The 22782-nt window shown below is 71.7% G+C and carries 19 protein-coding genes; 6 read left to right on the top strand and 13 right to left on the bottom strand.

Annotation, left to right across the window (positions count from 1 at the left end; translation table 11 throughout):
- Positions 1–29: 29 nt before the first annotated feature.
- The 10 genes from ACYVIP_RS40015 to ACYVIP_RS39970 form a co-directional block, all read right to left on the bottom strand.
- Positions 30–1289, bottom strand: a complete 1260-nt coding sequence (locus ACYVIP_RS40015; protein ID WP_460406268.1) for an amidohydrolase — start codon at positions 1287–1289, stop codon at positions 30–32.
- 19 nt (positions 1290–1308) lie between these two features.
- Complete coding sequence (locus ACYVIP_RS40010) at positions 1309–3453, bottom strand: zinc-dependent metalloprotease (RefSeq protein ID WP_460406266.1); 2145 nt, start codon at positions 3451–3453, stop codon at positions 1309–1311.
- Positions 3450–4163, bottom strand: coding sequence for an ABC transporter ATP-binding protein (locus ACYVIP_RS40005; protein WP_460406264.1), 714 nt, complete (start codon positions 4161–4163; stop codon positions 3450–3452). The genes ACYVIP_RS40010 and ACYVIP_RS40005 overlap by 4 nt, the downstream gene beginning before the upstream one ends.
- A gap of 142 nt (positions 4164–4305) precedes the next feature.
- Complete coding sequence (locus ACYVIP_RS40000) at positions 4306–5964, bottom strand: ATP-binding cassette domain-containing protein (protein ID WP_460406262.1); 1659 nt, start codon at positions 5962–5964, stop codon at positions 4306–4308.
- Positions 5957–6964: an ABC transporter permease gene (locus ACYVIP_RS39995; RefSeq protein WP_460406260.1), complete on the bottom strand. Its 1008-nt coding sequence runs from the start codon at positions 6962–6964 to the stop codon at positions 5957–5959. The genes ACYVIP_RS40000 and ACYVIP_RS39995 overlap by 8 nt, the downstream gene beginning before the upstream one ends.
- Positions 6961–8523: an ABC transporter substrate-binding protein gene (locus ACYVIP_RS39990; protein WP_460406258.1), complete on the bottom strand. Its 1563-nt coding sequence runs from the start codon at positions 8521–8523 to the stop codon at positions 6961–6963. Before ACYVIP_RS39990 ends, ACYVIP_RS39995 begins: the two co-directional genes overlap by 4 nt.
- Complete coding sequence (locus tag ACYVIP_RS39985) at positions 8520–9287, bottom strand: SDR family NAD(P)-dependent oxidoreductase (RefSeq protein ID WP_460406256.1); 768 nt, start codon at positions 9285–9287, stop codon at positions 8520–8522. Before ACYVIP_RS39985 ends, ACYVIP_RS39990 begins: the two co-directional genes overlap by 4 nt.
- Complete coding sequence (locus tag ACYVIP_RS39980; RefSeq protein WP_460406254.1) at positions 9280–10176, bottom strand: polysaccharide deacetylase family protein; 897 nt, start codon at positions 10174–10176, stop codon at positions 9280–9282. The genes ACYVIP_RS39985 and ACYVIP_RS39980 overlap by 8 nt, the downstream gene beginning before the upstream one ends.
- On the bottom strand, positions 10173–11174 hold the full coding sequence (locus ACYVIP_RS39975; RefSeq protein WP_460406253.1) for an Lrp/AsnC family transcriptional regulator: 1002 nt from the start codon (positions 11172–11174) through the stop codon (positions 10173–10175). Before ACYVIP_RS39975 ends, ACYVIP_RS39980 begins: the two co-directional genes overlap by 4 nt.
- A gap of 85 nt (positions 11175–11259) precedes the next feature.
- The gene (locus ACYVIP_RS39970) at positions 11260–11820 is read right to left on the bottom strand and encodes a TetR/AcrR family transcriptional regulator (protein WP_460406252.1); all 561 of its coding nucleotides are present in this window, start codon (positions 11818–11820) and stop codon (positions 11260–11262) included.
- Positions 11821–11906: 86 nt separating this feature from the next.
- Between ACYVIP_RS39970 and ACYVIP_RS39965 the strand changes: the two genes are divergently transcribed.
- From ACYVIP_RS39965 to ACYVIP_RS39945, 5 genes are all read left to right on the top strand, one after another.
- Positions 11907–12848, top strand: a complete 942-nt coding sequence (locus ACYVIP_RS39965; protein ID WP_460406251.1) for a TIGR03620 family F420-dependent LLM class oxidoreductase — start codon at positions 11907–11909, stop codon at positions 12846–12848.
- Positions 12849–12995: 147 nt separating this feature from the next.
- A complete protein-coding gene (locus ACYVIP_RS39960; RefSeq protein WP_460406249.1) occupies positions 12996–14786 on the top strand; it encodes an FAD/NAD(P)-binding protein in 1791 nt (596 codons plus the stop codon).
- 53 nt (positions 14787–14839) lie between these two features.
- Complete coding sequence (locus ACYVIP_RS39955) at positions 14840–16081, top strand: putative PEP-binding protein (RefSeq protein WP_460406247.1); 1242 nt, start codon at positions 14840–14842, stop codon at positions 16079–16081.
- A gap of 33 nt (positions 16082–16114) precedes the next feature.
- Positions 16115–17341: an MFS transporter gene (locus tag ACYVIP_RS39950; protein WP_460406245.1), complete on the top strand. Its 1227-nt coding sequence runs from the start codon at positions 16115–16117 to the stop codon at positions 17339–17341.
- A 75-nt stretch (positions 17342–17416) separates the two neighbouring features.
- A complete protein-coding gene (locus ACYVIP_RS39945) occupies positions 17417–18448 on the top strand; it encodes a GNAT family N-acetyltransferase (RefSeq protein ID WP_460406243.1) in 1032 nt (343 codons plus the stop codon).
- Between the two features lie 13 nt (positions 18449–18461).
- On the opposite strand, the gene ACYVIP_RS39940 is transcribed toward ACYVIP_RS39945, so the two are convergent.
- From ACYVIP_RS39940 to ACYVIP_RS39930, 3 genes are read right to left on the bottom strand one after another with little or no spacing between them, the layout of a single operon-like run.
- The gene (locus ACYVIP_RS39940) at positions 18462–18950 is read right to left on the bottom strand and encodes a LeuD/DmdB family oxidoreductase small subunit (RefSeq protein ID WP_460406241.1); all 489 of its coding nucleotides are present in this window, start codon (positions 18948–18950) and stop codon (positions 18462–18464) included.
- Entirely contained in the window at positions 18947–20212 is a 1266-nt protein-coding gene (locus ACYVIP_RS39935; protein WP_460406239.1) for a 3-isopropylmalate dehydratase large subunit, read from the bottom strand. The genes ACYVIP_RS39940 and ACYVIP_RS39935 overlap by 4 nt, the downstream gene beginning before the upstream one ends.
- A complete protein-coding gene (locus ACYVIP_RS39930) occupies positions 20209–21411 on the bottom strand; it encodes a LeuA family protein (RefSeq protein WP_460406237.1) in 1203 nt (400 codons plus the stop codon). The genes ACYVIP_RS39935 and ACYVIP_RS39930 overlap by 4 nt, the downstream gene beginning before the upstream one ends.
- Before the next feature lie 361 nt (positions 21412–21772).
- Between ACYVIP_RS39930 and ACYVIP_RS39925 the strand changes: the two genes are divergently transcribed.
- Entirely contained in the window at positions 21773–22780 is a 1008-nt protein-coding gene (locus ACYVIP_RS39925) for a TauD/TfdA family dioxygenase (protein ID WP_460406235.1), read from the top strand.
- Positions 22781–22782 lie beyond the last annotated feature (2 nt).

Raw genomic sequence — 22782 nt, 5'->3', positions numbered from 1 at the left:
TGTGCCGGTGGCCCGGGCGGGCAGCAAGGTCAGCGGATGGTGAGCCAGTTGGCCGCCGCGGTCAGCAGGGCCTCGACCGCCCGGCGCAGCGCGGGTTCGACGTCGTTCGGCACGAACTGGGAGGAGTGGTTGCCCGGCGCGGCGCCCTCGGCCACCGCCAGCTGCGGCTTACCGGGATCGGCGTACAGCCCCCGCTCGAAGGCGCCGAAGTTCCAGAACACCGACGGCACCGCCGCCGCGGTCCCGAACCGGCCGAAGTCCTCGCTCGCCGGCTTGCTGCCGACCACGTGCACGGTGTCCTCGCCGAACGCCTCGGTGAACGACGCGAGCACCTTCCTGGTCGCCTCGTCATCGTTGACCAGCAACGGGAAGTCGTTGATCAGGGCGATCTCCGGGTCGCGGGGCGCGCCGGCGGCCGCGGCCTCGGCCAGCACGATCCGCTCCACCGCCGCCAGGATCCGCAGCCGCACCCCGGGGTCGAACGTGCGGATGTTGAGCTTCAGCTCCGCCTCGGCCGGGATCACGTTCTCCTTGGAGCCGGCCCGGATGGCACCGACGGTCACCACCGCGACATCGGTCGCGGCGATCTCGCGGGACACGATCGTCTGCAGCCGCAACACGATCGCGGCCGCGATGACGATCGGGTCCACGGTCGTCTGCGGCGCCGACCCGTGCCCACCCCGGCCGAACACGGTGACCCGCAGGCTGTCGGCCGCGGCCATGAACACGCCAGGACACACGTAGAGGTGCTCGCTCGGCGCGGAGATCACGTGTTGGCCAAGGGCCACGTCGTAACGGGGGAAGCGGTCGAGGAAGTCCTCGTCGAGCATCGCCCGTGCGCCGGCGCCGATCTCCTCGGCCGGCTGGAAGACCACGAGCACGGTGCCCGACCAGTGCGCGCGCCGCGCCGCGAACTGTTCCGCCGCACCGACCAGCGCGGTGACGTGGGTGTCGTGCCCGCACGCGTGCATCACCGGCACCACGTCGCCGTCCGGCCCGACCCCGGTGGCCTGGCTGCGATAGGGGACTTCCGTGCCCTCCCGCACCGGTAACGCGTCCAGGTCCGCGCGCAACAGCACCGACCCGCCGTCGCCGTTGCGCAGCACTCCGACCACCCCGGTGCCGCCGACCCCGGTGGTCACCTCGAACCCCGCCTCGGTCAGCCGGGCGGCCACGATCGCGGCCGTGCGCTTCTCCTGGAACGACAACTCGGGGTGCTCGTGCAGGTCCCGGTACAGCGCGGCCAGGTCGGCGATCCGGTCGGCGACTCCGGTGGTCAACGCGGTCATGTACTCCTCTTCCTCAGCACTAGATCGGGGTGCCCTGCGGGGGATCAGGGAGGTCGCCCGGATGTTCGTAGGCCTGTGCGGTCATCGCCGCCCAGCGCGCCAGGAGCGCGGGCCGGCCCGCGCCGTCGAACCACGGTCCGTCGGCGACCGACTCGACCGCGGTCATCCGGGTGTGCTGGTGCAACCCCGGATCGGTCAGGGTGTGCTCGAACCGGCGCAGCAGCGTCCAGCCGATGGTGTCGGTGCGTGGGTCCCGCCGCGCGCCGTTCAGCAATGCCACCGCGTGACCGACGGTCCTGGCCAGCACCTCGTCCAGGCCGACGCCAGCGCCATCGGCGAGCCGGTTGAGCCGTGCCGGCGCGAGCAGCGCGCCGGCGACCACGTCGGTGCCGGCCGCGATGGCCGAGGCCGCGTCGAACGCGCCGGCCGTGCGGTGGTCGAACTGTCCCGCGCGGCGCGGGCGCCCGCCGGCCGGCCCGACCAGCAGCGGCCGGATGTGCGCCGGGATCTCCAGGAACTCCGGCGTCAGCAGCGCGGCGAGCTGGTCGAGCGCTGCCCGTTGCCGCGACTGGTCGACCGGGACGGTCCCGCCGGCGAAGTCGGCGCCGGTCACCGCGTAGCGGCGCACACTGCCACCGATCAGCTTGACCACCGCCGTCGCCTGATGGCGGTGCAGCAGGTACAGCAGCAGGAAGCGGCGCTCGAGCTCGTTGGGATCGCTGCCGGCCGGCACGACGGCCTGTCCGAACCGGCGCAGCGCCGCGGCCCGCACGGCCAGCAGCCGCGCCAGCGCCGCGATCGGCTCGCCCGGCGTGATCCAGGTGGCGCCGCACGCGTCGGCGGCGTCGTCGGCCCGCGCGTCGGCGTCGGTGGTGTAGTCCAGATCCGGTGGCACCGCACCGGTTCCGTAGAGCGCGGCGACCTGGTACCGGTCCCAGTCGCCGAGCCCGGTCGCGTACGGCGCGGGCGCGACCGGCCGCTCACCGTCCACATCGAACACCGGACCCGGATAGTCCATAACGGACAGTCGAGGATGCTGGTGGGAGGCGAAGTTGTGCGCGAAGCCGAGCCCGTGGCCGATCTCGTGCGCGGCCAGCTGGCGCAGCCGCGCGGCCACCACCTCGGCCACCACCGCCGCCCCGTCTTCCCGGTCGTAGGGCGCGAGCACGCTCTCGGTGATCGCCCGCAGCTGCTCGATCCGCTGGGAGCCCAGCCGCACCACGGCACGCAGGATCTCCCCGGTGCGCGGGTCGACCTGGGTCATGCCCATGGACCACCCCCGGTCGGCCCGGTGCACCCACAGCACGACGTTGAGCCGGGGGTCGGTCAGCTCCCTGTCGTCTGGCAGCGGCTCGACCCGGTACGCGCCAACCAGTCCGGCCGCGGCGAACGCCTCCTGCCACCAGTTGCCGCCCGCGCGCACGGCGGCCATGACCGCCGGCGGCATCGCCGGGTCCAGGTGGAACACGATCGGCTCGGCCGCCAGGAACCGGGTGGCCAGCGGGGTTTCCGCGTCCCGGGTGTCGACCAGGTCGAACCGGTGCACGGCCAGGTTCGGGGTCGCGCCGATGGTCGGGTCCAACGCCACCGGCCGGTAGCCAGGCGGCGGCAGGGGGCGCAGCGCCACCTGCTGGCGCAGGCTCACGGTCTCGCCGGGCGCGGGATGGTCCGGCGGCGGCCAGGCCCCCGGCAGGGCCTCCCTGGTCGTGCGGGGCCGCGGTTTCGGCTGGGCCAACCGGAACGTCAGTACCGACTCGACCGCCAGCACCTCGCCGTACCACGCGACGCGCACCACCCTGCTCAGCGCGCGGTCCAGTACGAACGGGGTCTCGGCGGCGTCGGTCAACCGCTGGCCGATCCCCACGAGGTCCACCAGGCCCAGCGGCGCCGGGTCGAAGCCGCCCGCGCCGGTGGCCGGGCAGCGGGCCAGCGCCGACTCGGCGAACGAGCGCTCCGCCGCGGCCCGTTGCGCGGCGGTGGCGCCGGAGTGGCCGAAGGCGGTGTTGGTCGCGGTCACGACCACGCTGGTGCCGTCCGGATCGGCCCGGCACAGCAGCGACGGCCCTATCTCGCCGCGGTCCAGGCCGGTGGCCGACAACCCCAACCCGCCGGTTACCGTCGCGTGCAGCAGGAACTCGCGGTCGGCGAAGGTGGTCGTGCTCATCGCGTCGGTGCCTGGCCGGGGATGGCGGCCAACAGGTCGCGGGTGTAGTCGGCGGTCGGTCGGGTGAACACCTGGCCGACGGTGCCGGACTCGACCACCTGCCCGTGCCGCAGCACGACGACGTCGTCGCTGACCTGGTGCACCACGGCCAGGTTGTGCGAGATGAACAGCATGGTGAGGGTCAGCTCGTGGCGCAGCCGGTCCAGCAGCGCCAACACCTCGGCCTGCACCGAGACGTCCAGCGCCGAGGTGATCTCGTCGGCGATCACCACCTCCGGCCGGGTGATCAGCGCGCGGGCGATGGCCACCCGCTGGCGCTGCCCGCCGGAGAACTCGTACGGGTAGCGGCCGGCCGAGTCGGCCGGCATCGCCACCTCGGCCAGCGCGGTGTCGATCGCCTCCTGGTGCTGGCGCACCCTGGCGTGCACCGGGTCGAGCGCCTCGGCCAGCGTCTGGCCGACCGTCCGGCGCGGGTCGAGCGAGGAGTAGGGGTCCTGCGGGATCAGCTGGACCCGGCGCAGGAACGCGCGCCGTTCGCGGCGGCCCAGCCCCCGCACGTCGGTGCCGTCGAGCAGCACCCGCCCGCCGGCGACCGGCGCGATCCCCAGGATCGCCCTGGCCAGCGTCGACTTCCCCGACCCGGACTCGCCGACCAGCCCGACGGTGTGCCCGGAGGGCACGGTGACACTCACGTCGTCCAGCGCCGTCACCCCCCGCGCCCCCCGCCCAAACCGCACCGAAACCCCCTCAACCGCCAACCCGCTCATGTAGCACCCCCGGCGGCAACGCAGCGAAGGGTCCCTTCGCTGCGCCCAGTGCAGTGAAGGAGCCCTTCGCTGCGGGTCGACTGGCTCATGAGGTCACCGCCGGTCCTGGGAGCTTCGGGACGGCGTTGAGCAGCATGCGGGTGTAGGGGTCGCGGACCTCGCCCGCGCGCAGTGCCTCGTTGGTCAGTTCCTCCACGATCGCTCCGTCCTTCATCACCAGCACGCGGTCGCACAGGTCCGCGACCACCCCGAGATCGTGGGAGATGAACAGCATGGCGGTGTCGGTCTCGTCGCGGATCCGGGCGAGTTCGGTCAGGATCCCGGCCGCGACGGTGACGTCGAGCGCGGTGGTCGGCTCGTCGGCGATGAGCAGCGCCGGCTCGGCGGCCAGCGCGGCGGCGATCATCGCCCGCTGCCGCATGCCGCCGGACAGCTCGTAGGGATGGGACCGCAGCAGGCGGTCCGGATCGGTGATGTGCACCCCGGCCAGCAGCTCGGCGATGATCGCCCGCGCCTCGCTCTTCGACTTGCCCCGGTGCACCCGCAGCACCTCGGTGAGCTGGGCGCCCATCCGCAGCGCCGGGTTGAACGTGGTCCCGGGGTCCTGGTAGATCATCGCGACCGCGTCGGCCAGCTCGCGCCTGGTCGGCCGGTCGAGCAGGTCCACGCTGCCGGCGCGCAGCTCGGTGGCCGACGCGGCGAGCCCCTCTGGCAGCAGCCGCGCCAGCGACAGCGCGGTCAGCGACTTCCCGCTGCCGGACTCGCCGACCAGCCCCAGGATCTCGCCCCGGCCGATCTCGAAGGAGATCCCGGCCACCAGCTCGGTGCCGTCCACCCGCCGCACGGCCAGGTCACGCACCACGACCGGCGCGGTCGAGGCGCCCCGCGCGGACTGGGTCGGCACCGGCCTGGTCGTGGGGAACCGGCGGGCGACCCGGGGATCGGCCGACGCGGCCAGCCCGTCGCCGATCAGCATCGCGCCGATGGACAGCAGCAGGATCATCACCGTCGGGCCGACCACCTCGATCGGCCGCGAGTAGATCGCCGGCAGCCCGTCGGCGAGCAGCCGGCCGAGGTCCAGGTCCGGGGTCTGCACCCCGAGCCCGACGAACGACAGCGCCGACATCGCCACCAGGCCGGTGGAGAAGCTCGCCGCCAGCTGGATCAGCAGCGGCTCGGCCATGTTCGGCAGCAGGTGCCGGCTGATCAGCGCCCGCCGGGGCACGCCGACCAGCCTGGCGGTGGTCACGAAGTCCCGCTGGTAGATGGCGCCGGTGAGGTTGGCGGTCAGCCGGGCGGTCACCGGGATGTTGGCCACCGCGACCGCGATCACCACCTGCCAGCGCCCGGAGCCCAGGATCGCCGCGAGCACCACCGCGACCAGCAGCTCCGGGTAGGAGACCGAGATCTCCACGATCCGCAACGCCAGCTCCCGCAGCCGGCGCGGCGCGGTCCAGATCACCGTGCCGATCAGCACGCCGAGGAACATCGAGATCGCGGTGGCCACCAACGCCATCCACAGGCTCGCCTGCGCCCCGACCAGCGCCCTGGTCAACAGGTCCCGGCCGAGATCGTCGGTGCCCAGCCAGTGCGCCCCCGACGGCGGCTGGCTGGTGTCGTCGCTCAGCGCCCCCGGGTCGCCGCTGAGCAGCGAGACGATGATGACGGTCACCGCGGTGCCACCCACCAGCGCGGTGCCCGCGATCAGCGCCGGATTCCAGCGCAGCCGTCCGGTGCTAGCCACGGCTTCCTCCCCGCACCCTCGGGTCGACGATGCCGAGCACGATGTCCACCAGCATGGTCATCAGCGCCGACAGCACGGCCAGCACCAGCACGATGCCCTGGACCAACGGGTAGTCCTTGGTGGTCACCGCGTTGACCACGCCAAGGCCCAGACCCGGCCAGCCGAACACCTTCTCGACGCTGATCGCACCGCCGAGCATGCCGACCAGGATGATGCCGCTGAGGGTCAACGTGCTGGTCAGCAGGTTCGGCAGGGCGTAGCGCAGCGCGGTGCGCATGGTGCTGAGCCGCCAGCCGCGCGCGGTGCGCAGATAGTCCTGTTCGAGCACGACGGCCGTCTCCCGGCGCACCACCCGGGAGATCAGGCAGATCGACGGGATGCTCAGCGCGAGCGCGGGCAGGATGTAGGACACCCCCGGCTCGGAGCGGGTGTAGGCCGGCGGCAGCAGGCCCATGGTCACCGCGAACAGCAGCACCAGCAGCGTGGCCATCACGTACGGCGGGATCGCCGCGACGAACGCGGTGACGTAGCCGAACGCCGCGTCCAGCCGGGGCCGCCGCCCGCCTCGGGTGAGCGCGCCGACCGCCATCCCGAGCGGCACCGCCACCAGCAGCACGACCAGCAGCGCGAGGAACGACAGGCTCGCGGTCAGCGGCAGCCAGGTGAACACCGCGTCGGCCACCGGCGCGTTCAGCGAGAACGAGTGCCCGAGGTCGCCACGGAACAACCCGCCGACGTAGGAGGCGAACTGCTCGAGGATCGGCCGGTCCTGCCCGAGCTGCGCCCGGACCTGCTCGATCTGCTCCCTGGTCGCGTCCGGCCCGGCCGCGCTCACCGCCGGGTCGCCGGGGATCAGCGGCACGATGAAGAACGTCACCACGACCGCGGTGACCACCGTGCCGGCCAGCCCACCCGCCCGGCGCAGTGCGAAGGACGCCCACGACGACTCACCCCGCACCCGCCGGGGCCGGGCGCGGACCGCCAGGTTCGCATCGGTCACGGCGCACCGAACCGGAGCGTGGCCCAGTCCGCGTAGTCGTCGAACACCGACATCGTCAGGCCGCCGCTGGTGACGTAGGTCAGCGGGCCACCGACCAGCGGGACCACGTCGGTGCGCTCGAACAGGGTCTGCTGGGCCCGCTCGAAGGCGGCACACCGGCTGTCCTCGTCGGTCGCGGCCAGCCCCTCGGCGAGCGCGGCCGCGCCCTCCGGGTTGACCGACGCGCTGTAGTTGCGCCCGCCGTCCTCGACGCTCGGGCCCATGACCCGGTCCAGCGACGCGCTGATCGAGCCGACCGAGTTCAGGTCGCCGAGGAACACGATGTCCCAGTCAGAACCGCCCTCGGCGATCGTGCTCCAGAACGTGGCGTTGTCGACCTTCGCCAGCTCCGCCTCCGCGCCCGCGTCGGTGAGCACCTGGTAGATGTAGTCGGCGCCGCCGCTGTACTGCCGGTTGGCCGTGTTGCCGATGATCTTGATACCGCCGACGCCCTCGAGCGCCCGCTTGGCCGCCGCCGGGTCGTGGTCGACCAGGTTCGCGCGGTCGGTGCTGACACAGGGGTAGCTCGCCGGGGACACCGAGGTCAACAGCTCGGAGGTGCCCTTGCTGAACACCGCGTTGAACGCCTCCTGCTCGATGGCCGAGGCCACCCCCCGGCGCAGCTCCGGCTTGTCGGCGAACACCCGGCCCGGCCGCTGGTTGAACACGACGTAGGTGCTGGCCTGGGTGATCGGGAAGGTCTTCAGCTCCGGCTGGTCGGCGAACCGCTTGACCACGTCCGGGTCGGCGAACTGGCCCAGCTCGACGTCGCCGGCCAGGATCTGGTTGGCCACCGTCGACTGGTCGGTGGAGATGCTGAGCTCGATCGTGCTCGGCGGCTCACCGGTCAGCGGCTGGCTGAACTCCGGCCAGGCGTCGTAGTCCTCGCGCAGCGCGAAGGTGTAGCCGACGCCCTGCTGGGCCTCCTCGACGGTGTAGGGCCCGGAGAACGCGCCGTCGACCGAGCCGGCCGCGAGGCCCTTGGGGTCGGCCAGGCCGGCCGGGCAGACGATGCCGGCCTGCGGGATCGTCAGGCTCTGCGGGAGCGTGGCGTAGGGCGCGGACAGCGAGATCGCCACGGTCGCGCCGGTGGCGGTCACCTCGACCTCGCCAAGGCCGAAGACCAGGTTCCGCCAGGTCGACGTGGTGGCCGGGTCGGCGAGTCTGCGCAGCGAGTTCGCCACCACCTCGGCGGTGATCTCGGTGCCGTCGGCACAGGTCGCGTCGTCGCGGATGGTGAAGGTGTACTCCGAGGCGGACACCGCCTCCCAGTCCGTGGCCAGCCCGCCGATCACCTTGGCGTCGCTGTCGCGGCGCAGCACGGTGTCGTAGAGCAGGTTCGCCACCTGGAAGCTCTGCTGTCCCTGCGCCAGCGCGGGGTCGAAGCTGGAGGTGTCGCTGGGGAGCACGGTGCGCACCGTGGTGTCGCTCTGCGCCGGGTTGATCTCCTCGGCCGCGCAGGCCCCGGTGGCCGCCAGCACGCAGACGGCCAGCACGGTTACGAGCTTCCGACAGTTCACCGGGACTCCTCCTTCTGCAGCGTGGTCATGGTGGGGAAATGAAGCGGTAGGGCGGTGGAGCCCGCGGTCGCGCCGCCGTCGACGCGCAGGATCGAGCCGGTGACGAACGCGGCGTCGGCGCCGGCCAGCCAGACCACCGCGGCCGCGATCTCCTCCGGGCCGGCCGCCCGGCCGACCAGGTTGGCCGACACCGCGCGGGCGTACTCCGGGGTGACCGGGTTGACCGGGCTGGTCACCTCGACGAAGCCGGGGGCGACCGCGTTGACCCGGATGCCCTGACCGGCCAGCTCGACCGCGCAGGCCTTGGTCAGCATCTCCACGGCGGCCTTGGAGGTGCAGTAGTGGGCCGCGCCCGGCCGGGCGCGGGTGGCCGCCGACGAGCTGAGGTTGACCACCGCGCCCGGCCGCCCGGCGGTGGCGAGCTCCCTGGTCAGCAGCATCGGCGCGCGTACGTTCACGTGCTGCACGCGGTCCCAGGCGGCCGCGGTCAGCTCGGTGAACGGGGTCGCCGGGTAGATGCCGGCCGCGTTGACCAGCACGTCGACCGGTCCGGTCGCCGCGACCGTGCGCCGGATGACCTCGGCACACTCCGGGTCGGCGAGGTCGGCGACCAGCGCGCGGCCGCCGAGCGGGGCCATCGCCGCGACCAGGTCGGGTTCGCGCGCGTCGACGCCGGTGACCAGGTCGCCGAGCGCGGCGAAGGCCTTCGCGGTGGCCAGCCCGATACCGCCGGCCGCCCCCGTGACCACGACATGCCTAACCACGGCTACTCCTCACTGCGTGGGCGGCCTCCGCGACGGCCGCGTGGGTGGCGAACCAGACCTTCGGCCGCTCGCGGATGTGGGTGAGCAGGTCCCGCAGCACCGGCAGCCGGGAGCGGTGGCCGATCAGGTGCGGGTGCAGGGTGAGCTGGAACAGCCCGCCCTCGGCGTAGGCGGCGTCGAACTCGTCGCGCCAGATCTCGAACAGGGCGCGCGGCGGGGTGTACGGCCGCTGCGCGGCGGTCCGGTTCATCGTCAGGTAGGGCGCGTCGTCGCGGATCCACTCGACCGGGATCTCCACGACCCCGGTCGGCCGGCCGTCGGCGAGCAGCTCGTACGGCTCGTCGTCGGCCATCAACGACGAGTCGTACCGCAGCCCCAGCTGGCTGATGATGTCCATGGTGGACTCGGAGAAGTCCCAGCTCGGGGTGCGGATGCCGACCGGGCGCACGCCGGCGAGCCGTTCCAGCGTCGCGCTGGCCGCGCCGGTGAGGTCCAGCTCGGCGGCCGGCGGCAGCGCGGTGTTCAGCTCGTGGATCCAGCCGTGCAGCGCGACCTCGTGCCCGCCGGCGACATAGGCCTCGATGTCGGCCGGATGCAGCAGGGCCGACACCGCCGGCACGAAGAAGCTCGCCGGCGCGTCGAACTCGGCGAGCATGGCCAGGATCCTCGGCACCGCGGCCCGCGCGCCGTACTCGCCCTGGGACAGCCGGCCGGGGCTGAGATCGCCGTCGCGCAGCGGGATGGTCTCGTGGTCGGCGTCGAAGGACAGCGCGACGGCCACCGCCGCGCCACCCGGCCAGCTCGCCGGCGTGAGCCGCCGGCCGGCGCGGATGCGGTCGACGTGCCGGCGCCAGGTCGGCTCGTCCCACTGCCACGGAGGCGTGCTCATGCTTCCCGCCGCCCGTCCTCGGCGATGCGCACCCAGGCCCGTTTCAGGGTGCGGGCCTGCAGGGTCATGTCGGCGGCGTGCACCCCGGGCAGCGCGCCGATGACCTTGGTGAGGTAGTCGTACAACTCGCCGTAGCCGGGCAGCACGCCGTGCAGGCACAGGTTGAACCGGCCGGTCGTCGCGCTCACGTACCTGGTCGACGGCTCCTTGGCCAGCATCGAGCCGACGTTCTCCAGCGCGCCCGGCTCGACCGACAGCCACTGCATGAAGTTCACGTCCAGGCCGAGTACCGGGGTCTCGAACAGGGTGCGGAACCGCAGGCAGCCCCGGCTGACCAGCGACTCCACCCGTCTGGCCGCGGTCGACTCGCTGATCCCGACGGCGGCGGCGAGCTGGGCGTAGGTGGCCCGGCCGTCCGCGGCCAGCGCGCCGGCGATGGCGAACTCCTGCTCGCTGAGCTGCTCGGGCGCGTGCCAGTCCCGGTGGTCGGTGACCGGCGCCGCCGAGCGCAGCTGGGCGCAGGCCTGCGCGTCGAGCAGCCCGGTGTCCCACTCCTCGAAGGCGAGGAACTTGCGGACCACCACCATCGACTCGGTCTCGACGATGTCCTCCGGCCGGGGGAGCCCGTCGACCAGGACCTGGGCGACGTCCTGGTGGCGGCGGACCACGATCTCGGCGGCGACATCGGCGCTGCCGGACACGACCGTGACGAACCGGGTGACCGGCAGCGCGGCCATCGCCTCGGCCACGGTGGTCGCCCGTCCCGGCCGGCAGCGCACCCGGACGAGCAGGGAGATGCCCAGCCCGCACCGGAGGTGGTCGAGCACCCCGGTGACGCCGACGACCCGGGACTCGATCAGCTGCTGTCCCCGCCGGACGACCGTCGACTCCTTGGCGTCGATGGCGGCCGCGACCTTCTTCCAGGAGGCGCGGCCGTTGAGCTGGAGCGCGGCGACGATGCGGCGGTCCAGCTCGTCCAGCTTGAGGACTTCACCCATGGCGACACCCTTGGGTGGGGGAATCGCTCAAGTCAAGGGAGTAATGTGCGGGATACAGCTAATTAACCGGCGCGAGATCTAACCGTTATGCGGGACTTCGCGCCGGTGTCAGCGCGGTCATCACCAGCTCGAGCAGGCGTTGTGGCCGCTGGTGGTCGTCGGGCAGCTGCTCGGTGAGCCAGGCGATGGCGCCGGCGAGCGCGAGCACGTCCATCGGGTCGATCTCCGGGCGGAGCTCGCCCGCCTCCTTGGCGCGCACGATCAGCGCGACCCCGGCGGCGGTCATCGCGTGACAGGACTCGTAGAGCGCCGAGCCCTCCTGGTGGAGGGTGGTGAGCACCGAGCCAGGCAGGCCCCGGTAGGTCGCCGCGCGGGTCACGAGCCGGCCGAGCCACTCGGCCAGCGCCGCCAGTGGTGCCGGCGCGTCGAGCAGGGCCTCCGCCCGGGTGCGCAACGCGGTGAACCGGTCGTGCAACAGGGACTCCAGCAGGGCGTCGCGCGTGGGGAAGTGCCGGTACAGCGTGCCGATGCCGACCTCGGCGCGGCGGGCGACCTCCTCCAGCGACGCCTCGGTGCCCTGCTCGGTGAACACCGTGTGCGCGACCGCGAGCAGCCGGTCGTAGTTGCGCCGCGCGTCAGCTCTCATCGGTCTCGTCCTTGCCTAATCGGAGGGGGCCTCCGTAAGGTGGGCGAAATCGGAGGGGCCCTCAGTTTAGAGCGAAGGAGCGGATCATGGCGGAGTTGGGCCGGGTCGGGGTGTGGACCTGGGCGTTCGACCAGAACCCGTGGCCGGTGGTGCGAGACGCGGTCACCGAGATCGAGGAGCTCGGCTACGGCACGGTGTGGTTCGGCGAGGCCGCCGGGCGGGACGCGACCACGCAGGCCGCGCTCCTGCTGTCGGCGACCAGCCGGATCGTCGTGGCGCCGGGGATCGCGAACATCTACCGGCACCGACCGGGGACGCTCGCGGCGGCCGAGCGCACGCTGGCCGAGGCGTTCCCCGGCCGGTTCGTGCTCGGGCTCGGGGTCGGCGCGCCGGTGCTCGCCGGCGACCGGTGGCGGCCGCCGATCCAGGCGATGAGCGAGTACCTGACCGCCATGGACGAGGCGACGCTCACCGGGCCGGCGCCCGCGTCGCCGGCGCCCAGGGTGCTCGCCGCGCTCGGACCGAGGATGCTGGGCCTGGCCGCGGCGCGGACCTGGGGCGCGCACCCGTTCTTCCTGCCGGTCGAGCACACCGCCTACGCGCGGCGGATCGTCGGCCAGGACGCCGTGCTCGCCGTGCACCAGTCGGTGGTGCTCGACGCCGATCGCGCGCGGGCGCGGGAGACCGCGCGGGCGAGTATCGCGGGGTGGCTCGCACAGCTCGACGTCGTGCCGTCCCGGTGGGCGATGGTGCGCGAGCTGCTCGGCGTTGACGAGTCGGACCTGCGCGACGGGGGGAGCGACCGGCTGGTCGACGGGATGGTCGCCGCCGGCGACCTATCGGTGATCGCCGACCGGGTGCGCCAGCAGTTCGCCGCCGGCGCGGACCACGTGTGTCTCGGGGTGGCCGGCGCGTCACCGGTGCCGGAGCTGGCGCTGCCCGCGCTGCGGGAGTTGGCCGCGCTGACGAAGGACAGCAACCAGGAAGTAGCCGCCGGTTCCGGCACGGGGTTAGTTATGGGGTCATGATCTCCCGACGCCGGACGCGGTGAAATGCCGGGATAGCGTGACCGCGCGGTAATATGTTTGCCGATCGTCGTCCGGCGTTCGTCAGCCGTGCTGCAGAGGGCGAGAAACAAGGTGAACCACGTCGGCGATCGTCCCAGAGTGCTTGTCGTGGGTGCCGGTCTCGGCGGCACCGCCACCGCCATTCGCCTTCTTCAGTTCGCCAGGGAACCGGTGGAGATCGTGTTGCTCGAGCGGCGTGCCGAATATCGGCAGGCCGGGGTGGCGTATCACCGGGAGAGCAACCACTGGCAGCACGTGTTCAATATCCAGGCCGGTCGGATGTCGGCGTTTCGGGAAGACGTGGACGACTTCGTCGCCTGGGCCAATCACGAGGCCGACCGGACCGACTGGCCGGCGGAGTGGCGCGAGTTCACCTTCGTCGAATCCGGTCCGGCGCCCCGGTGCGTCTATCCCGACTATCTCGCCGACCGGCTGGCACAGGCCGCGCGGGAGGCGATGGCCGGCGTGACGCTGGTCGAGACCGACGGCGAGGCGGTCGATGTGGACGTCCACACCGATCATGTCGATGTCCACATCTGTCAGCCCGCGGGCACGGTGACGCTGCGGGCCGACCACGTGGTGCTCGCGACCGGACTCGAACGAAAACACCCGGCGTTCGCCGCCGGGGTGTTCGATCACCCGGCGTTCGTGCCCCAGCCGTATTCCCCGGACGGCATCGACCGGATACTCGGCGTCCGGCCCGACGCGGTGGTGGCGATCGTCGGCACATTGCTCAGCGCGTACGACTCGGCGGCGTTGTTGTTGCGGCACGGGCACACCGGAAAGATCCACATGATCTCCGGCTCGGGGCGGACGCTGCGCACCTATCCGGCAGATCATCGCCACCGCGTGCTCGATTTGCCGCCACCGCAACTCGGCGGCCAGGCCTATACCGGTCGCGAGGATTTCATCCGGCGGTTCACCGACGAATGGCGGCGGGCCTGTCGCGCGGTGGTCCGCGAGTATCCGGACGTGTCCAGGGCGGTGGTGACCGAACGCGTCGCCAAGTCGTGGGAGCCCCATCTTCCGGAGATCCTCGCGGGAATTCCCGCCGCCGAGCTGCGGGCGTTGCTCGACCGGTACGGCAGCATGTTGGCCGTGCTGCGGGTCGGGGTCATGGCGTACACCTCCGAGATCGTCGACGCCGCGAGGGTCAAGGGCGGGCAGGTCGAGGTGATCGCCGGCAAGGTCGACGAGATCGACCGCACCGGGACCGGCACGCTGGTGCTCGCGCTGTCCGGCTCGGCGCAGCGGTGGTCCCTCGAAGCCGACCTGGTGATCTCGAACTTCGGCCGGGAGTCGGACTACCGGCGCGTCGACTCGACGCTCTGGGCGAACCTGCTGGCCAAGGGCATCGCCTGTGCGCACGGGCGCACCGGTCGCGGCGTCGAGGTGGACGAGCGCGGCACCCTGGTCGGGGCGACGGGCCGGCCGGCGGGCCCGATCTCGGTGGTCGGCAGCCCGCGGGAGGGCGACGAGATCGTGCGCAACGGGCGAACGGGGGCGTTCACGTTCAACCTCGCCGCGATCAAGAACCACTCGGTGGAGGTGGCGGCCTCGGTACTGTGCCGCCTGGAATCCTGTTACGACACCACGGCGCCGGCGTTCACCGGCACCGACCGGGAGCTGGCCGAGGCGGTCGAGTACTCGACCATGCTCGAGGTTCACCGGCTGACCGCGCGGCGCCGGGACCACCGCCAGGCGCTCACCTCGCGGCTGGAGGACAGCCTGCGCGGGATCCAGGCCATCACCGCCAGGAGCGGCGCCACCATGACCGACCGCGCGGTGCGCTTCGCCATCACCGCGGTCGCCGCGACGAGGTTGAAGGACCTGTCGGTGACCCCGCGCGAGCTGCGCACCCTGCTCGGTCTGGAAAGCCGCCTGGAGCCGGTGGACTGAACCCGCATCCGAGGAGATGCCGGCGCGGCCTGCCGGCTGGGATTCTGAGGTTCATGGCTCGCGAACTTCCTGGGGCACTGCTGGTCGACGCGCCGACGACCACCGTTCGTGGGATCTGCAACCACACCAGGGCACCGATCGCGGGCTCGGTCCTGGTCGTGGAGGCACTCGGCCCGGAGCTCTACGACGCCATCGTCGCCTCGGTGGCGGTGATCTGCGCCGAGGGCGGCCGTACCGGTCACATGGAATCCCTGTGCCGGTCAAGAGGAATCCCGGTGCTGCGGGTCGATCGGCGCGAGCTGGCCGGGCTGGTCGGTCCGGTCACGGTGCGCACCGATCGGGAGTCGGTCACCTTCGGCGACGTCGCTTCGTCAACGGGGGCAACGACATCCTTCGCCGTCACCCCGGCGGAGCTGCGGTCGATCTGTGTGGTCATCGCCGACGCGTCCGACGTCGAGGCGACCAACGCGCTGGTGCCCCGGGTCGAGCAGGTGCGCAGCTTCTTCGTGCGCGAGGAGTTCGTGTGCCTGTCCGCCGGCCTGAGCCCGCTGGACGCGCTGCGCGCGGGACCCGTTGCGGCACAACGATACGGCGCCGCCATCGGCGCGGAGCTGTGCGCGATCGTCGAGAGGTTGGTGCCCGGCCAACGTCTGGTCACCAGGCTGCTGGACCTGCGGTCCGACGACGCCGCGCAGATCACCACCGAGGTGGCGGTCGGCCGGGAGACCAATCCCGACCTCGGCCTGCACGGCGCGCGGGCGTTGCTCGCGGAGCGGCACTACCCACGCGCGTTCGCGGCCATCCGCGCCACCGTGCGCGATCGGCTGGGTCCGGCCGCGGCGAACCTGACCTTCGCGGTGCCGTTCATCAACGACCAGCACGAGTACCTGCGGCTGCGCCGGCATCTGGAGCTCGGGCGGGACACCCCGCTCGCGGTGTTCGTGGAGACGCCGGCCGCGGTGTACTCCGTGCCGGAGTTCTGTGCGGCCGGCGCGAGCGAACTGTTCGTCGGTACCAAGGATCTCGTGCAGTTCTACCTCGCGGCCGACCGCGGCAACCATCTGGTGGCCTCGGCCTACCAGACGCGGCATCCGGCGATCCTGGCCGGACTGCGCGAGGTGGTCGGCGCCGCGCGGCTGGCCGGCACCCCGGTGCACGTGTACGCGCTGCTCGCCGACCTCGACCACTACCTGTGGCGCCTGCCGGCGGACGGTTTCATGATGTGTACCGCCGAACTGCGGCAGCTGGCCCACCTGGCCGCGCGGCCGAGGAAGCCGGGATTCGAGGCGGCGTAACGCGGTTCGCGGCGATGGACCATACTCGCGCGAATGCGAGACCGGGTGCCGGTTGAGGCCGGCGATCGCGCGGCGACCTACCGGGATGTGTTCGCCGTAGGCGAGTTCCGGGTCCTGTTCGGCACGCACGTGGTGTCCATCGCGGGCGACCAGATGGCCAGGGTGGCGTTGGCGGTGCTGGTGTTCGACCGCACCGGCTCGGCGGCGATGGCGGCGTTGACCTACGCGCTCACCCTGCTGCCCGAGCTGGTGGCCGGTCCACTGTTGGCCGGGCTGGCCGACCGGTACCCCCGGCGGGCCATGATGATCGCCTGTGATCTGGTCCGCGCCGGGCTGGTGGCGCTTATGGCGATACCCGGGATGCCGTTGTGGCTGCTCGGAGTGCTGGTGTTCGCGGTGCCGCTCGCTGGTGCGCCGTACAAGGCCGCCCGCGCGGCGATCATGCCGACAATCCTTGCCGGGGACCGGTACGAGGTCGGCATGGGGCTGACCTTCACCGCGCTGCAGGTCGGCATCCTCGGCGGGTACGCGGTAGGCGCCCCGCTGGTGGCGTGGTTGGGTCCGGAGTGGGCACTGCTGCTGGACGCGGCGACCTTCGTCGTCGCCGCGGCGCTGATCGCGCTGGGGCTCGGCGCACATCCCCCGGAGGCGACCGATGGCCGCGCACCTGGCTTGCTGGCGGCGTTTCCCTCGTTGGTCGGTCTGGTGTGGCGCGACCGGCGACTGCGGTACCTGATGGCGTTCGGCTGCCTCGCCGGCTGCTACACCGTGCCCGCCGGGCTGGCGGTGCCGCTCGCGGACCAGATCGGCGTCGGCACGGCCGCGGTCGGGCTGCTGTTGGCCGCCCATCCCGCCGGCTGCGCGCTCGGCGCGACGCTGCTCACCCGGCTGGTGCCGCCGGGTCGCCGGCTGCTGCTGCTCGGGCCGTTGGCGGTGGCGACCAGCCTTGTCCTGCTGCCCATCGGCCTGGTTCCCGGGCTGGGCCTCACGGTCGCGCTGTGTGCCCTGTGCGGGTTGCTGTCCGGGCACGACGCGATCGCGGTCGCCACGTTCACCAGGACCGTGCCGGCGGACCGCCGGGGACAGGCCTACGGCCTGGCCATCGCGGTGGTGCGGGCGACCCAGGGACTCGGCGCGCTGCTCGCCGGTGTGCTCGCCCAGTACAGCTCGCCGTCGAGCGCGATCTCGGTGTTCGCCGTGCTCGGGGTGCTGGCCGGGACGGCGACCGCCATCGGCTGGCGGCGGGCTCAAACATCCTAGATTCTCCTTGCCCCGCAACGAATCAACACTAGGATGCACGGGACATCGCGCCGCCAAACGGAAATGGGTGACCAGGTGAACTCTGGGTTGGTCAACAGGACGGTACTCGCCAGTGACGAGCTGCTCGCCCTCGTCGAACTCCTCGACGGGGAAAGGGAATCCGTGCTGGCACGGTGTGACCACACTCTTGATCCCGACGTCGACGACAGGTCGATGCCCCTGGAGGTCCCCCGGTTCTGGGCGGGTCTGCAGTCGTTGGCGACCGGTGAGCTGCTCGGCACGATGAGCTGGCGTCCGGTACCGCACCTCGCCTCGGTGTCCGGCACCGGTTGGAACCAGGGGTTTCACCTGTTACCCGGCGGCCGCAGCCGCGGCCTGAGCTCTCGGGGCGGCGTGTTGTTGGCCAGGCATCTGTTCGCCACCACCGAGCTGGACCGCATCCAGGCGGTGACCGACCCGGAGAACGTGCCGGCCCGGCGCGGGCTGGAGGGAGCGGGTTTCCGGCTGGAAGGCCTGGTGCGCGGGATCATGCTGCGCGGTGGGGTACACCGGGACCTGTTGCTGTACAGCCTGTCGCGCGCCGAGCTGGCGGCCATCGACGCCGACCGCGAGGTGCTCGCCACGCGGGAGGGCGTGGTGCTCGCCAGCGGCCGGCCGGGTGACCGCCGGGAGCTCGCGGCCGCGCTGGACACCACGTTCGCGGTCGACAAGGACCACCGCCCCTCGCCGGAGGCGCCACGGACGCCGGCGCGCGGGGCGGTGCTCGACGCGGCGACCGGCCGCCTGCTCGGGGTGGTCCGGTGGCACGCGGTCGGCCACGGCGACACCTTCGGTTGCGCCGCCTGGAACATCGGCGCCGAACTGGTTCCCGACGCCACCAGCCGGGGAGTCGGGGTCATCGCCAGCAGGCTGCTCGCCGAGTACCTGTTCGCCAGCACCGGTGTCGACCGGGTGGAGTCCGGTGTGGACGTTGCGGACGTCGCCACCCGGCAGGCACTGGAGAAGGCAGGCTTCCACCAGGACGGGGTGCTCCGCGGCGCGCGGCCGCGCGGCGGCCTGCGCCGAGACCTGGCGCTCTACGGCCTGCTGCGGTCCGATCTGGACTGACGGCGGCGGCGGATCAGGCCTTCGGCAGCAGTTCCAACAGGCTGCCGGCGGCCCAGATCCGCCGGACGAACTCGCCTGGGGGAGTGAGCTCGATGACCTCGCCCTCCTCGGTGCGCAGGGTCGCGGTGTCCGGATCGACGGTCACCCGCTGCCCCTTGGCCAGTCGCCGCAGGTCCCGCGGATCCGCGAAGGTGAGGCAGGGCAGGCCGTTGTTGGTCGCGTTCCGGAAGAAGATCCGGGCGAAGTCGACCGCGACGATCGCGCCGACCTGGTTGAGCTTGATCGCGCGGATCGAGGTCTCCCTGCTGGAACCGCAACCGAAGTTGCGACCGGCGACCAGCACGTCGCCCGGTTCGAGGTTGGGCTGGAGGTCGGGGTCATAGCCGTGGAACAGCCCGCGCCGGACCTTGTCGTTGTCCAGGCTGTAGAACGCGGGCGGATGGATGACGTCGGTGTTCATGTCGTCGCCGAAAGGCCATACCCGGCCAACGATGTCGCTCACGCGTCCCCCAGATCCCGGTACAGGTCAGGTGCCAGCACACCGCGCACCGCGGCGCGGGCCACCGTGCGCGGGCTGGCCAGATAGGTCCGGCTCTGCCAGTGCCCCATCCGGCCCCGGAAGTTGCGGTTGGAGCTGGACACGCACACGTCGTCCGCGCCGAGCACACCCTTGTCGATGCCGCCGCACGCGCCGCAGCTGGAATGGTTGATGATCGCACCGGCCTCGGTCAGCGTCTCGACGTAGCCCGCCCGCAGCGCCTGCTGGAACACCGCCACCGACGCCGGGATCACCACGAAGCGCACCTCCGGGTGCACCTTCTTACCGGCCAGCTCCGTTGCGACCGCGCCGATGTCCGACAGCCGGCCGCTCGCGCAGGAGCCGAGGAAGGCGCTGGTGATCCGCACGGGTTCCAGTTCCCGCAGCGGCACCACGTTGGCCGGCGACCACGGCTTGGCCACCCTGGCGTCCAGCTCGGTCAGGTCCAGGTCGAGCACGCGTTCGTACCTGGCGTCGGCGTCCGGGCGGACCAGCGTGCCGAGCAGCTCGCCGTCCCGCTCGACGTAGTAGTCCACAGTGACCTCGTCCGGCACGAACACGCCGAACTTGGCCCCGATCTCGACGGCCATGTTGGCGATGGCGAACCGGTCGTCCTGACCGAGGAGCGGCACCGACTCGTCGTGGAACTCCAGGGACCGGTACTGCCCACCGCTTTCCCCGAGGATGGCCAGCAGCGCCAGGACCACGTCCCGGCCACTGGACTGCGCCGGCAGCGTGCCGCGCAACCGGACCGCGATGGTCTCCGGCCTGCGCATCCAGGTCGTCCCGGTGGCCAGGGTGAACAGGATGTCGGTCGCGCCCATGCCGGTCGCGCACGCGCCGATGCCGCCGGCCATCACCGTATGGCTGTCCGCGCCGACGATCAGGCCGCCCGCCTGACACAGCTTGTGCTCCACCAACAACTGGTGGCAGATCCCGCGGTCCAGCATGAGGTTGGGGATCCGCTGCTCCCTGGCGAAGGCGAGGAACCGGTTGGAGATGTCGGCCCGCTCGGCCGTGGCCGGTGGGGAGAAGTGGTCGTTGGCCAGCAACACCTTGTCCCGGTCCCAAATGGACACACCGCGGCGTTCGAAGTCGTCGATGAGCAGTGCGGTGGTCGCGTCGTGACCGAGCACGGCGTCCACGGTGACCCGGCGGTAGAGGTTCGTGTCGTCGTCGCAGGCGTGCGCGTCGATCACCTTGTCGCTGAGCGTGCGCCCGGTCATGCGGTGCTCGCGGTCAGCCGGTCGTACTCGGCGATGACCAGCTCCGGCGGGACACCGCCGAGCGCGGCCGCGGTGAACTCCTGCTTGGCGGTGTATGCCCGTTCGTGCTCGGCCTTGCCGTTGTGCTCCACCGCCTGCTTCACCAGGTCGACCAACATCCGCGCGGTGTCGTCGTCGACCTCGCGCGGTGGGGTGGTCTGCCCCAGGATGTGGCGCACCAGCGACGCGCCGGTGTGCTTGCCGAGGACGTAGCTGCGCTCCCGGCCGGTCCACCTCGGTGGCAGCACCTCGTAGCTTCGGGTGTCCTTGAGCATGCTGTCGACATGCACCCCGGACTCGTGCCGGTAGACGTTGAACCCGGTGACCGGCTTGGTGGCGCTCATATGGATGCCGCTGGCCCGTTCGACGAAGTCGGCCAGCTCCGGTAATCGGTCGGCCAGCACGCTGTGCCGCACGCCGTACAGGTGGGTCAGCGCGGCCAGGCACTCCGCGAGGTCGGCGTTGCCGGCACGTTCGCCGATCCCGTTCACCGTGCAGGTGATCGAGCGCGCGCCCGCGGCCACCGCGGCCAGCGTGTTCGCGGTGGCCAGGCCGTAGTCGTTGTGCGTGTGCACGCAGATCGCGATGGCCGGATCGACGTGGTCGGCCACCACCCGCACCAGCGCGCGCATCCCGTCCGGGTGCGCGCAGCCGACCGAGTCGGCCATGATCACCCGGGAGATGGTCTCCGGCGCGCACACGTCGGTGACCAGCCGGACAAGGTGTCGCGGGTCGGCCCTGGTGGCGTCCTCGAACACCAGGTTCACCGCCATGCCCTCGCTGCGCGCGTCGTCCACGCCGGCACGCATCAGGTCGGCCGCCTGATCACGGGTGATACCAAGGGTTTCACGCAGTCGCAGATCACTGGTCGGCAGGAACATGAAGACCTCATGCGCCTGCGCCTTGGCCGCCGCGATGATGTCCTGGCGCAGTGGCCGGGCGGTCGCGCCGATCCTGGCGGTGATCTCGGACCGGCGCATCTCCTGCATCGCCTCCAGGTCCGCGCCGGACGCGCCGGGGAACCCGGCGTCCAGCAGCGGAATGCCGGCGTCCGCCAGGAGTTTCGCCAGTCGCACCTTCTCCTCGACGGTGAACCAGACCCCCGGTGTCTGTTCGCCGTCCCGGAGCGTGCAGTCGATCACCTCGACGGTCGCGGGCATGGTGGGTGAAGTCGTTAGCCGGCTGTCCGCCACTAAAACCGTTCCTCCTGGCTGGCAACATTGTCCGCGCAACTGTCCACGCACGCCTGCGGGACCGGGAGATCAAACATTGCCCGGCCAGCCGCAGTCAAGGGCCATCGGGTGGAAATCTCCTGTGTGGTAACAAAAACGCAGGTGACCAGGACAAAGATGATCTTCTTGGGTGACCACGTCCCAAAGGATGGCGTTGAGCCAGGTGAAGTGTCTAGACTTCGCGGTCGCCCGCACCGGCGCGCAACCGCTAGTGCATTTGGACGCATCGTCGCGTCCGCCTGGTGTCGGTATTTCGATTCGACCATTGTGGACATTCAAGAGGGACGGTATGCGGCTGACATATGCGTTTTCCGACGACGAGCGCACGGAATTACACGCCCTGCTGATGACCGTTGGCGCGCATCCCTACCAGGACCCGATCGCCTTCGCAAAGGAGATCGCCTGGTTGGTTGAACAACGAAAGGTGCCGCCTGCCATGATCGCGGCGACCGACCGGGTGCGCGCGGACCGGGCGGCCGGCAGCTCGTTCGCCCACGCGCTGCGCAACTGTCCGCTCGACGAGGACATCCCGCTGCTCGACCAGGAGGACCCGCTCGCGGACAAGTACGCCAGGAAGTCCACCTTCGTCGCCGAGGGCCTGCTGCAGCTGTTCGGGCTCCTGGTCGGCACCCCGCTGTTGTCCTACGGGATGCGGTTCAACGGCGACTTCTTCATCGACGTGATCGCGATCAACCGGTACCGGGGCAAGCAGACCGGCTACAGCGACGGGGAGTTGGCCTTCCACAACGACCGCACCGCGCATCCGGTGCGCGCCGACTACATCACGCTGCTCGGGATGCGGTGCCCGGACGAGGACATCACCTACACCGGGTTCGCCTCCGGGCCGAGCGTGCTCGCGCTGCTCAGCGACCAGGAGCGGCACACGCTGCGCCAGCCGTACTTCTACACCCCGTTCGACGTGCTGTCCCGAGACCAGAACACGTCGTTGACCGTCTCGGACAACCACCCGATCTTCTACGACGAGCACAGCGTGCGCTACGTCGACACGCACACCACGGTGGCCGCGGACGCGCCGGGCGAGGCGAAGGACGCGCTGCTGTCGCTGAAGAACGCGTTGGTGCGGGTGGCGAAGGTGCGCCACCGCATCCGCACCGGCGACCTGTTCACCTTCGCCAACCAGCAGGGCCTGCACAACCGGGAGCACATCGAGATCAACGACCAGGAACGGGCGCGCACCCGGTGGCTGCTCAAGACCTACGGCTTCCGGGACCAGGCGGCCGCCGACCGGTTCGCCGACCGCTGGCTGGACGGCGTGCCCGGCCGCGTCGGCGACTGAGC

It is taken from the genome of Actinophytocola sediminis (assembly GCF_054779715.1).
Note: the sequence above shows the minus strand (reverse complement) of the source record. Positions and strands in the feature narration are given on the sequence as shown.